13 protein-coding genes and 1 tRNA gene are annotated in these 12,522 nt (G+C 33.7%); 12 read left to right on the top strand and 2 right to left on the bottom strand.

What is annotated here, in order from left to right; translation table 11 throughout:
- From V7P73_RS08340 to V7P73_RS08295, 10 genes are all read left to right on the top strand, one after another.
- Nucleotides 1–1,160: class I tRNA ligase family protein (locus tag V7P73_RS08340; RefSeq protein WP_333852601.1), on the top strand; the 1,160-nt coding region annotated here is incomplete at its 5' end.
- Nucleotides 1,161–1,446: 286 nt separating this feature from the next.
- Nucleotides 1,447–2,310: a MotA/TolQ/ExbB proton channel family protein gene (locus tag V7P73_RS08335; RefSeq protein ID WP_123281527.1), complete on the top strand. Its 864-nt coding sequence runs from the start codon at nt 1,447–1,449 to the stop codon at nt 2,308–2,310.
- A 73-nt stretch (nt 2,311–2,383) separates the two neighbouring features.
- Nucleotides 2,384–2,989: an ExbD/TolR family protein gene (locus V7P73_RS08330; RefSeq protein WP_312422011.1), complete on the top strand. Its 606-nt coding sequence runs from the start codon at nt 2,384–2,386 to the stop codon at nt 2,987–2,989.
- A gap of 7 nt (nt 2,990–2,996) precedes the next feature.
- A complete protein-coding gene (locus V7P73_RS08325; protein ID WP_313099048.1) occupies nt 2,997–3,536 on the top strand; it encodes an ExbD/TolR family protein in 540 nt (179 codons plus the stop codon).
- A 36-nt stretch (nt 3,537–3,572) separates the two neighbouring features.
- Nucleotides 3,573–4,397 carry an energy transducer TonB gene (locus V7P73_RS08320; RefSeq protein ID WP_333852596.1) on the top strand — a complete coding sequence of 275 codons (825 nt, stop codon included), beginning with the start codon at nt 3,573–3,575 and terminating at the stop codon, nt 4,395–4,397.
- Between the two features lie 78 nt (nt 4,398–4,475).
- On the top strand, nt 4,476–4,658 hold the full coding sequence (locus V7P73_RS08315) for a C4-dicarboxylate ABC transporter (RefSeq protein WP_333852594.1): 183 nt from the start codon (nt 4,476–4,478) through the stop codon (nt 4,656–4,658).
- Between the two features lies 1 nt (nt 4,659).
- Entirely contained in the window at nt 4,660–5,526 is an 867-nt protein-coding gene (locus tag V7P73_RS08310; protein WP_333852592.1) for a PstS family phosphate ABC transporter substrate-binding protein, read from the top strand.
- Between the two features lie 112 nt (nt 5,527–5,638).
- Nucleotides 5,639–7,273, top strand: a complete 1,635-nt coding sequence (locus V7P73_RS08305; protein ID WP_333852590.1) for a tetratricopeptide repeat protein — start codon at nt 5,639–5,641, stop codon at nt 7,271–7,273.
- An 84-nt stretch (nt 7,274–7,357) separates the two neighbouring features.
- Nucleotides 7,358–8,080: a bacillithiol biosynthesis deacetylase BshB1 gene (gene bshB1 / locus V7P73_RS08300; RefSeq protein WP_333852588.1), complete on the top strand. Its 723-nt coding sequence runs from the start codon at nt 7,358–7,360 to the stop codon at nt 8,078–8,080.
- Between the two features lie 35 nt (nt 8,081–8,115).
- A tRNA-His gene (locus tag V7P73_RS08295) sits at nt 8,116–8,191 on the top strand.
- A gap of 100 nt (nt 8,192–8,291) precedes the next feature.
- Here the strand turns inward: V7P73_RS08295 and V7P73_RS08290 are convergent.
- Nucleotides 8,292–8,627: a DUF3276 family protein gene (locus V7P73_RS08290; RefSeq protein ID WP_027383662.1), complete on the bottom strand. Its 336-nt coding sequence runs from the start codon at nt 8,625–8,627 to the stop codon at nt 8,292–8,294.
- Between the two features lie 139 nt (nt 8,628–8,766).
- Nucleotides 8,767–10,455 (bottom strand): ABC transporter ATP-binding protein, encoded by a 1,689-nt coding sequence (locus V7P73_RS08285; protein ID WP_333852585.1) that lies wholly within the window; start codon nt 10,453–10,455, stop codon nt 8,767–8,769.
- A gap of 170 nt (nt 10,456–10,625) precedes the next feature.
- Between V7P73_RS08285 and mqo the strand changes: the two genes are divergently transcribed.
- Nucleotides 10,626–12,107, top strand: a complete 1,482-nt coding sequence (gene mqo / locus V7P73_RS08280; RefSeq protein ID WP_333852583.1) for a malate dehydrogenase (quinone) — start codon at nt 10,626–10,628, stop codon at nt 12,105–12,107.
- A complete protein-coding gene (locus V7P73_RS08275) occupies nt 12,107–12,502 on the top strand; it encodes a hypothetical protein (protein ID WP_333852582.1) in 396 nt (131 codons plus the stop codon). Before mqo ends, V7P73_RS08275 begins: the two co-directional genes overlap by 1 nt.
- Nucleotides 12,503–12,522: the final 20 nt, after the last annotated feature.

The following is a 12,522-nucleotide window of genomic DNA, read 5'->3' as shown; positions in this document are numbered from 1 at the left end:
GCATTGAACAAAATGAGCCTTTCCAAAAGTTGATTAATCAAGGGATGATTTTGGGTATGAGTGCTTTTGTTTATAGATTGGTTGTAAACTACAGAATTCCAACTAAAGAAAACTCTTTTGGAATGTTAGAGTCACAAGTTGTTAATCTAATAGTTTCACCAAAATTAAAGAAGTACTTTACAACTGTATCTAAGGACGAAGAATTCAATTTAAAGCAAAAAGAAGTCCTTGACTTTTATTCACCATTTATCACTACTCAAATTTTAGAAGTATTAAAAAAAGATGGAATAGAATCATTTAATTTAGATGTTTTTCCAGGAACTTTTAATTTTCAGAAAATACATATAGATATATCATTGTTAAAAGGAACATCTGACGAATTAGATGTTGACGCATTTAAAAAATGGAGACAAGAATTTTCCGATGCTGAATTTGTTTTAGATGATGAAGGAAAATACATTACTGAACGTGAAGTTGAAAAAATGTCCAAATCAAAATACAATGTTGTCAACCCTGATGATATCTGTAATGAATACGGAGCAGATGGTTTAAGATTGTATGAAATGTTCCTTGGTCCATTAGAACAATCCAAACCTTGGAACACGCAAGGTCTTAGCGGTGTTTATGGTTTCCTGAAAAAATTCTGGAATCTATATTTTGATGGTGATAATTTTTCTGTTTCTGATATAGAACCAACAAAAGAAGAATATAAAGTTTTGCACACGTTAATCAAGAAAGTGGTTTACGATATTGAGAATTTTTCTTTCAATACTTCGGTGTCTTCTTTTATGATTGCAGTGAACGAATTACAGAAATTAAAATGCAATAAACGCAATATTTTGCAACCTTTGGCTGTTATTATATCACCATATGCGCCACATATTTGCGAAGAGGTGTGGAATTTGCTGGGAAATAATGCCTCTATTGAATTTGAACAATTTCCAAGGCTTGATGAAAGCTATTTGATTGAAAATGAGGTAGATTATCCAGTGAGTTTCAATGGGAAAATGAAATTCAAAATCAAATTAGCCGCTGACTTAGGTAAAGAAGAAGTTGAAAAACTAATGATGGAGAATGATGACGTGAAGAAGTTTTTAGGAGAAAAATCAGTTAAAAATTTCATCTTCGTTCCAAAGAAAATCATTAATATTGTTATCTGATTTTAGAGAATCTTAAGAGATATTAAGAAAATTTATTATTCTTCAAATTGGAAAATGCTGGAATAAGAATCATAAATAATGGAGTGTAATTTTAATTATATTTCCTTAATGTTTTGAAAAGAGATAAAGAATTCATAAAAACCCTGCTTTTATTTAATTAATATTTAAAGTAAGTTAATTTAGTAGATAAAAAAATTAGAAGTCAAACCCGAAATAATTTTGCATTTTTCAAAAAATTGACTTTATTTTACACGATAAAATTTAACAATTATAATTTAGTTTTAATATGGAAATGAATGTTTCAAACACGGATGAGCAAGTAGTTGCTAGAAAAAAAGGAGGTCTTAATCCTGCGGTAATTATACCAATCTTATTTGCAATTGGTATTGCAATCTTTTTATTTGTTTTAGGTAATCCATCTAACTTTCAAGAGGATGCGCGTACAGCTGGCACAGCTTCAGTGGCATTTGCTGATATCAAAGGGACGGAATTACACCCTCACGGATTAGGCGTTATTTATATGGGAGGAGTTCTTGTTCCTGTGTTGATTACTTTTATGATTATCGTTATTGTTTTCGCTATTGAAAGAGCTATTGTATTGAACAAAGCTTCTGGAACTGGAAATGTTGATAATTTTGTTGTAAAAATCAGAAGCTTGCTTAACAAAAACAAAATCGATGAGGCTTTGGAAGAGTGCGATAAGCAACAAGGTTCTATCGGAAATGTTGTGAAAGAAGGTCTTACTACTTACAAAGCATTAGCTCACGATACAACTCTGGACAAAGAACAAAAAATGGCAGGTCTTAACAAAGCTATTGAAGAGGCTACAACTCTTGAGATGCCAATGTTAGAGAAAAATATGAACATCCTTTCTACATTAGGAACAGTTGCAACGTTGGTAGCATTGTTAGGAACAGTATTAGGTATGATTCGTTCATTCCAAGCGTTAGGAGAAGCAGGTGGAACACCAGATGCTGCTGCATTATCAATCGGTATCTCTGAGGCCTTGATGAATACAGCTTTAGGTATTGGTACTTCTGCAATTGCAATTATTCTTTATAACTATTTCACATCAAAAATTGATGGTTTGACTTACAAGATCGACGAGATCTCTATGAGCATCCAACAATCTTTTGCTGAGTTTCACTAAGAAACTGAGTGTTTTCTTAAAATGTAGTTTTATTACATTTTAAATTTCATCAAATAGTTAAATAGACAAAATAATGGCGAGAATTAAACCAAAAAGACATGGTGTAGCTCTAGATATGACAGCAATGTGTGATGTAACATTCTTACTTCTTACATTCTTCATTATGACTACCCAGTTCAAAAAGCCCGATGTGGCACAGATAAAACCGCCTTCTTCTATATCAGAGAAGTTACTTCCTGATGCTAGTCTTATGACTGTAAGTGTTACTCCGGATGGTGTGTTTTATTTTCAGCCTGTAGATAACGGGTCAGAAAAAATACAACTTTTGGATAAAATGGGAGCAAAGTACAATATGACTTTTACAAACCCAGAAAAAGCTGCATTTGCAAAAGTAGAAGCGGTAAGCGTACCAATGGGACAATTGAAAAGTTTTTTGAATCTGCCTGCAGAACAACAAAAAACTTACAAATCAAAAGAAGGTATTCCTATGGATAGTACAAATAAGCAATTAATTGATTGGGTAGAGCAGAGTCTTGCTGTTAATCCTAACTACAAGTTAGCGATTAAAGGTGATGTGACTACAAAATATCCAAAAGTTAAAAGCTTGTTTGAAGGTTTAAGAGATATTGATTTTCTTAAATTTTGGTTGATTACATCACAAGAGACAAATAAAAATTAATCAGTAAATGGCAGAAGTACAAGTAAAAGAGGATTCCGGGAAAGGCGGTAAGGTCCGCTCGAAAAAGCACAATCCCCGTGTAGATATGACTCCGATGGTTGATTTGAATTTCTTGATGTTGATGTTCTTTATGTTCACCACAACATTTAGTAAACCAAATGTGATGGATCTTGGTCTTCCGGCTAAGCCAAAGGAAAACCAGAAACCACCAGATACAGAAATCAAATTAAATAATTCAATTTCTATTATCATAGGAAAAGATAACAAAATTTTCTATCACCAACAAGATCAAGCTGGTCTTAACGATCAAACACTTGTTGAAACAAACTTTGATAGAGAAGGTATTACGAAAGTAATTGAGAGAGCAAAAGCTGGAGCCTCTGATAAAGAAAAATTCACAGTAATTATCAAGCCAACAGACGATGCAGTATATAAGAATTTTGTAGATATTCTTGATGAAATGGCTATCACTAAAAATGAAAGATATGGGGTTACCGATATCAAACCTTGGGAGTTAGCTATTTATAAAAAGAAAGTTGGAGAATAATTTCTTTCTACAAATATCATATTTAATATTATTAAAATGGCAGACGAAAATTTGAAGTACGATCTTTCTCTTGACGAGATTGTATTTGAAAATAGAAATAAAGAATATGGTGCGTACGATCTTAGAACTGCGTATCCTAAGTTGCTTACCAGATCTTTCTTGATAGGAACGGCTTTCTTTATTCTTCTTGCGGTTTCTCCTCTTGTCTATCTGAAAATTCAGCAAATGAATGCTAAAGATGCTGTGGAAGTAGATGCAAAGTTGGTAGATATCTTAGAAGATGAACCAATTATTGAGCAACCTAAAGAAGAAGAACCACCACCACCGCCGCCTCCAAAAGAGCCTGAACAGCAAGAGGTAATTCAGAATGTTGTTCCAGAGCCTAAAAAGGCGCCAAAGATTGAAACACCACCTCCGCCAATTACAAAACAATTGGAAACAACAACTGGGCTTGCTAACCAAGAAGGGGTTAAAACTCCTGCTTATACGCCACCACCGCCACCACCATCTAGTGGAACGGGTAAGGTTGCCGAGGTAAAACCTGTAACTAATGAAGTTTACGAATCTGTGGATCAAAATGCAGAATTCCCAGGTGGAACAAATTCATTCAGATCCAAATTCCAAAATAACTTTGATGCTAGTAATTTGGAAGGAGAAGGAACTCTTAAAACAGAGATTACGTTCGTTGTAGAAAAAGATGGATCTTTGACTCAAGTTAAAGCAACAGGTCCTAACTCAGATTTCAACAGAGAGGCTGAATCTACAGTTAAAGGAATTAAAACCAAATGGACTCCGGGTAAAGTTAATGGACAACCTGTAAGATCTAGATTTAGATTCCCAGTTACAATGAATTTCCAATAAGGATTTAATTTGTATTATTAATATATTATATAAAAGAGAAGTTTTTATAACTTCTCTTTTTTTTATTAAATTTGTGATATGTATAAATGGCTTTCTCTAGTTGTAGGATTTCTCTACATTGCTTTCGGTATCTTTATTATTGCTTATAGGTATCTGGAAATCGTAATATCTTATATTGCTTATCCTCTCGGAGCTTTATTAATTGTTTATGGTATTTTCAGATTTGTAAGAGCTATTATTGCGCTCAAAAATGATAATTAGAATGAAAAAAATATTTTTTCTATTCATGGCAATTCTAGCTGTGATTTACTCGTGTTCAAAAGATAAAGACGTTGACAATCCTAACAAAGGTGAAATTACCATAGAAGCAGACGAATCTTTCAAAAGTGTCTCAGAAGCTTTAGTAGAACGTTATACAGCACTCAACCCAAAAACCAAGATTAATCTTGTTATTAAAAAAGAAGATTTTGGACTGCTTGATCTTTTAGATAGAAAAGTAAGAGTGATTGTTATGTCTAGAGAATTATCTCAAAAAGAAAAAGAAGCTTACGATACTAAAGTAGATTTACCTTGGAAGCCTGCGAAATTTGCTGCTGATGCCGTTTTGTTTGTCGTTCCAAAAAATTCGCCTTTAGAATCTATTTCTATGGATGAGATTGCTAGCGAACTTCAGTCTGAAAAAAAACGTTTTATTTTTGATGGAACTAATTCCAGTAATCTTAATTTTATCGCGCAAAAATTTAGTAAAAACCCGTCCGATTTAAAATTTTCTATCATCAATGGAAACGAAAATGTTGTAGAACAACTTAAAAATTATCCAGACAAGATAGGTGTGATAAGCTACAATACAATTAGTCGTCCTTATGGAAAAGAAGCTGAAAAACTTCGCAACGAATTGAAAATACTGAAAGTCGTTAAGGGCAATAAATCGTATGATGTTTCCAATGATAGTTTAAAAAATATGACTTATCCATTTACAAGAATTTTATATTTCTTAACCAATGAAGGTTATTATGGCCTAGGGAATGGATTTATTAGATTTTCATGCCAACAATTGGGACAGATTGTTGTTGAAAAAGAAGGTCTCCAGCCGTATAATATTTTTAAAAGAGAGGTTCAAATGAGATAATTGAACTTTTAATATTTATTTAACAGAAAGTTTAAACATAAATTTTTATTTTGGTCTAAATATTGCGACTAAAAGAAATTTATAGTTAAGAAAAATGAAAACAGAATATATAATGAATTTATCAAAAAAGATTGCTGTAACAGCAGCAGTAGGGTTTTTTACAAGTTTTAGTTTTGCACAATCTTTACAAGACGGAATTAATTTTGTAGATAGCCAAAAATATGCGAAAGCAAAACAAAATTTTACAGACCTTATTAATCAAAATCCTAAAGACGCCAATAATTATTTCTACTTAGGTAATACATACTTAACTCAATTCGATCCCAATTTTGATTCTGCACAAGAAAACTTCAACAAAGGACTCGCTGCAGATCCTAAAAGTTATTTGAATAAATTAGGCTTAGCTTCTGTTAAATTAGGCAAAGGTGATAAGTCAGCAATTGCAGAGATCCAACAAATTGTAAAAGACTCTAGAGAAAAAGATGCAGAAGTTCTTTTCCGTGCGGGTGAAGCATTGACATTATTTGAAAAAAATAGTTCTCCAGACTTAGCAATTACTTTTTTGAATAAAGCTATTGAGAAGGCAGATAAAAAAGGTGTTCCTGCTAACTATTATTACGCTCTAGGCGATGCTTACAGAATCAAAAAAGATCCAGGAAATGCAATGACAGCTTATGATAAAGCAGAAGCTGTTGCTAAAAATAAAGCCTCTGTTTACACAAGAAAAGGCACGCTTTGGATTGCTGCTCAACAATGGCAACAAGCAAAAACCAATATTGATAAAGCGATTGCAGTAGATCCAACTTATGCTCCAGCTTACAAAGCTTTGGCAGGATTTAATATCAAGTATCAGAAAAATGCAGAAGCAACTCAGAATTTGATTAATTATACAAAGTATGCGGATGAAGATCCATATACACAATTAGAAATTGCTAAACTTTATTTTACTAATGAAGACTATGCTAATGCAAAGAAGACATTAGATGCAGTTTTCGATAAAGTAGATGATGCAATCAAATATAGATTGCGTGCTTATATCCAATATGCAGATGGGGATTATGCAGGAGCTCAGCAAAATATCGAAACTTTTTTATCAAAAGCAGACAAAAGCAGAATCCAACCATCTGATGAAGGTTTGCAAGGTCTAATTGCAGCAGGTATGGCAAAGGGCGAAAAAGATGCTGCTAAAAAAGCACAATTAGATGCAATTGCTCAACAAAAAATTGCTATTGCAAAAGCTGCAAAAGACGAAACACTAAAATGGGACGAAGAACTTGCAAAAGTAAAAGGAGGAATCAATTCAGCATCTGTAGAGCAAGGACCTACCTCACCAGCAATAGAAGCTCTTAAGAAAAAGATTGTAGAAAATCCTAGTGATACAGATTCTCTTTACAAATTAGCTACAGAGTATCAGAACGTTCAAAACTGGAATGGAGCTATCTTAACTTGGGGGAAAATGATTTCAGCATTGCCAGAGTGGGCGCCGGCATATTACAGCCAAGGCTATGCTTATCAGCAAGCTAAAAATAATGATATGGCTAAAGCTTCGTATGAGAAATTTATTTCTCTTGTAAAACCAGCAGAAATAGAAGCTAGTAAACCGAGTTTGGGTTATGCGTATTTCTTTGTAGCATTTATGGAAAAAGATGCTAATCCTGAAAAAGCAAAACAAGATGTTGCAAAATCTCTAGAATATGAACCAACATATCAGGATGCAATCAATCTTCAAAAAACATTAAATAAATAATCTAAGTTATTAAATTATAAAAACTTCCCAACCTCCAAAGTTGGGAAGTTTTGTTTTTACTAATTTTGTAAAAATATTTTTAAAATGAAATGTGATTTTTTGGCGATTGGTGCGCATCCAGATGATGTAGAATTAGGTTGTGGAGGAACAATTATAAAATTAATTTCTGAAGGAAAAACAGTCAGCGTTATTGATTTGACGGAAGGGGAATTAGGAACCAGAGGAACAGCTGAAACACGTGCTGAAGAAGCTGCTGAAGCTGCTAAAATATTAGGAATTAGTTCAAGAGAAAATCTTAAGCTAAAAGATGGTTTCCTTAATAATTCAGAAGATTATCAACTTAAAATCGTTGAGAAAATAAGAAAATACAGACCGGAAATTGTTTTGGCTAATGCAATTGATGACAGACATCCTGATCATGCAAAAGCTGCAAAATTAGTTTCCGATGCTTGTTTTCTTTCTGGTTTGAAGAAAATAGAAACTTTCGATAATGGTCACTCACAAGAAGTTTGGAGACCAAAACATATCTTCCACTATATCCAATGGAAAAACGTGGTTCCGGAGTTTGTGATTGATATTTCTGGATTTATGGAGCAAAAAATAGAAGCATGTTTAGCATATAAAACTCAATTTTATAATCCGGATTCCAAAGAACCAGTTACACCAATTGCAACAAAAGATTTTCTGGAAAGCCTGACTTACAGAGCACAAGACTTGGGAAGACTTTCTGGAGTGGAATATGCGGAAGGCTTTACAACCGAAAAATTGATTGCTCTGAAAAATTTCGATGGAATTATTTGTGATTAACAAAGAAAATATTATATATTTGCACACGCAAAAACGGTGATTGTAGCTCAGTTGGTTAGAGCGCCGGATTGTGGTTCCGGAGGTCGGGGGTTCGAGACCCCTCATTCACCCACAGATAAAAAGCATTTCATTTATGAGATGCTTTTTTTATTTTTTAATCTTCTTTATATATAACAAAAAAGCGCATTCTAAAATGCGCTTTTATTTTGTTTTAAACTTCGTCGTCAGAATCAATCGTAAATGATTTGGATTTGAAGTCTTTATCGTGTCTTTCAGAGATTACATCTTCGCCTTTTTGCTGGATGATAAAGTCTGTAGATTCATTAAATAATTCCTGAAAACTTTTGAAATCCTCTTTGTAAAGATAGATTTTGTGTTTTTCAAAAGTTGCCTCACCGTTTTCCCCGAAGTTTTTCTTACTTTCTGTAATGGTCAAATAATAATCACCCGCCTTTGTCTCTCGCACATCAAAGAAATAAGTTCTTCTTCCTGCTTTCAACACTTTAGTGAAAATCTCATTCTCATGTCGTTCCTTAAATTCACTCATTGTTAAATATTTTTTAGAAATCTGTTCTAACAAATATAACAGAATTCTCGGAATTTCAAAATATTTTGTTAAAAAAATCTGTTAAATCAGCTTTTTTCTTAAAATTTTGATAAAAATATTAATGATATTGTAGTTGAATTTAATTGAGATATAAAATTTCGTCTGCTCTTTTCGCGCTTGATTCTCTGTGGGTTATAATTATAGAAGTTGTGGTTTTGATGTCATTATCAATATTCTGTAAGATATTTTCTTCTGTTTCTGTATCCAAAGCAGAAAGACAATCATCAAAGATTAGAATATTGGGTTGTTTTATCATTGCTCGGGCAATGCAAATTCTCTGTTTTTGCCCTCCAGAAAGCATCACACCACGTTCACCGACCATCGTTTCATATTGTTCTTTAAACTCTTGTATGTTTTTGTGAACGTCTGCTTTTTTCGCCATTTCTACAACCAAGCTACGATTTGGGTTATCCACAGCGAAACCAATATTGTTCTCAATCGTATCTGAAAAAAGATAACTTTCCTGTGGCGTATAGCCCAATTGGTCTCGATAAAGTTTCAGATTATGAGTTTTCAGATTCTTTCCGTCAATTAGAATTTCACCTTCGTCAGGGTCAATTAATCGGCAAAGCAATTGTGCAATTGTAGATTTTCCGCTTCCTGTTTTACCCATTATCGCAAGAGATTTTCCAGCATCAATTTTGAAACTTAGATTTTCAATAGCTTTGATTCCAGTATTCGGATAAGTGTAACTCACATTTCGGAATTCGATTTCTCCTGTTATTGGATATACTTCATTATTGGTATTAATAATGTCGGATTTCATATCCAAAAATTCATTGACACGTTGCATACTAGCGTCAGCTCTTTGATTGACAGATGTTACCCAGCCCAACATAGAGAAAGGAAAAATCAACATATTGATGTACATGAAGAAATCTGCAATTGTTCCAACACTCATTTCTCCTGCAATGTATTTTTGTCCGCCAATGTAAAGAATGGCTACATTCAGAAGTCCGATGACGAAAATAATAATCGTGAAAAAGTAAGCTTCGGTTCTTGCCAAATCCAGCGCTTTGTCCTGATAATCTTTAACCTTGATTCCATAATTTTTCTCGATATATCTTTCCTTACTGAAAAATTTCACCACTCGGATTCCTGAAAAACTATCTTGTACAAAAGTCGAAATACCAGACTGGCTTTTCTGCATTACTTTCGATTTTTTATTGATAATGTCACTCACTTTGTAGATTCCGTAGGATAGAATTGGTAATGGAACCAAAGTCCAAAGTGTCATCTGCAAGTCCGTCATAAACATATAAGTGCTCGTGATAATCAATAAAATAATCAAATTCACCACATACATTACGCCCGGACCAAGATACATTCTGATGGCAACAACATCCTCGCTCAAGCGATTTAGTAAATCTCCAATTGTCGTTTTTTTGTAATCTGTGATGGAAAGTTCCTGATAATGACGGTAGATTTTGTTTTTTAATTCATATTCAATCCTTCTGGATGTAACAATAATGGTTTGTCTCATCATAAAAGTAAAAAAACCGGAAAGTAGAGAACAGCCAATTAATATTCCAGAATTGATAAAGATTATTCTGAAATAAGTCCAATTATTCTTGACATTATCAATAAGGCTAAGGTCAGAAGATAGGTTTAGTGTAGAATAATTTTTCTCGATAATATTGATAGTCTGACCAATATACTGGATTTTGTAAATCGCAAAAAAATTACTCAGAATGATGAATAAAAATCCCCAAAAAAGTAAGACGCGATGTTTCCAGAAATAGGGATTCAGTGTTTTTAAAGCTTTCATTTTTTACACTTCGATTTTCCAAAGTCTTTGCAAAATTAATGATTTAAAATTTCAGAAAAGACTTTAAAGGCAGATTTGAGATTTCTTAACAAATGATAAGATATTAAAAAAGTGACGAGGCACAGAAGTTGACATTTATCACTAATTTTGTATCCGAAAAATCTAAATAAATGAATCCAAAACCTAAATACGATATTGCGTTGGTAGGCGGTGGAATTATGAGTGCAACTTTGGCAACAATGCTTCACGAATTTGACCCAAGTCTGGAAATCGTAATCTTCGAAAGACTGGAAAAAGTAGCCAAAGAGAGTTCTTCTGCTTGGAACAATGCTGGGACAGGACATTCTGCTTTCTGCGAACTGAATTATACGCCTGAAAAAGAAGGCAAAATCGATATCAAGAAGGCGGAATATATCGCTGAACAATTTGAGGTCTCTAAGCAATTCTGGTCTTACTTAATCAACAAAGGAATTATTGATAATCCGAAAGAATTCATCAATTCTTGCGCACATATGAGTTTTGTCTTTGGCGAAAAAGATGTGACTTATCTTAAAAAAAGACACGAAGCTTTGCAAAAATCGCCTTTGTTCCAAGGGATGGAATATTCTGATAATCATAAAAAATTAGAAGAATGGCTTCCGCTGATGATGCAGAAAAGAATGGCAACAGATAAACTGGCTGCTACGAAAATGGATCAAGGAACGGATGTTGATTTTGGGAATTTGACTACGAAATTAATAGACCATCTCAAAAAAACTGAGTCTGTAGAAGTTTTCACTTACCAAGAAGTAAAAGATATAGAAGCAGACGGCAACGGAGGTTGGAACTTGAAAGTGAAAGACAGAAAAAATCTGCATAAACAAACAGTGAATGCAAAGTTCGTTTTCATAGGTGCGGGTGGATATGCACTTCCGCTTTTGGAAAGTTCAGGAATTGAAGAAAGTAAAGGTTACGGTGGTTTCCCTGTGAGTGGGCAATGGTTGGTAACCACTAACCCAGAATTGGTTGAAAAACATCATGCTAAAGTTTATACGCAAGCCACCGTTGGCGCACCACCAATGTCGGTTCCGCATCTTGACCTTAGAATAATTGATGGCCAAAAAGCCTTATTATTCGGTCCTTTTGCCGGATTTTCTACTAAATTTTTGAAAGAAGGAAGTTATCTGGACTTGCCAGAAAGTGTTAATTTCAAAAATATACGTTCTCTGTTTGGTGCTTGGTGGCACAATATGCCTTTGACAAGATATTTGATTCAGCAGGTGACGATGAGCAAATCTCAGAGAATGTCGCATCTAAGAGATTTTGTGAAGGATGCCAAAGATAAAGATTGGGAATTGAAACACGCTGGACAAAGAGTTCAAATCATCAAAAAAGATAGATTCGAAGGAGGAAGATTAGAGTTTGGGACAGAAGTGGTCGTGAACAAAGACAAAAATATCGCATCACTTTTGGGCGCATCTCCTGGGGCAAGTACTTCTGCTTTCGCAATGATTATGGTTTTGGAAAACTGTTTTGCCGATAAATTGAAAACCGATTGGAGAGACAAATTGGTAGAAATGGTTCCTAGTTATGGAAAAAAATTAGCTGAAAATCCCGAACTTATCAATGAAATCAGAACTTATTCTAAAGAGAAATTAGAATTGGAATATTAATGAGCGAAACTATCGTAAAACCAATTATTGCTGAAGAAATTCTGTTGGAACTTCAATCCAAAATGAAAGAAGAGAAACAGGTTATCCTGCATTGCTGTTTCAAATCGGATTTCATTATGGAAGAAAAAATCAGGATTTGGTCATCAACATATCTTATTGACAGGAATTCTGATCATATTTCTAAGCTTATCCATTTTGAGAATATCAGTCTTTTCCCGACTTGGACAGAAGTTCCTATTGCAAAAGAATATTGGTTTACCTTGGTTTTTTCTGGATTACCAGATGATTGTAAGGTTTTTGATTTTATAGAATTGATTCCTCAGTCCGGCGGTTTTTTTCAAGAAGGCATTACGAGGAATTCCTCCGATATCTACAGAATTATCCTTGATATATAAAAAGAAAGGTTCAGAAATCT

It is taken from the genome of Epilithonimonas sp., assembly GCF_036780765.1.
Classification (GTDB): Bacteria; Bacteroidota; Bacteroidia; order Flavobacteriales; family Weeksellaceae; genus Epilithonimonas.
The sequence above is the reverse complement of the archived record's forward strand: the minus strand, read 5'-3'. Positions and strand labels throughout refer to the sequence as shown.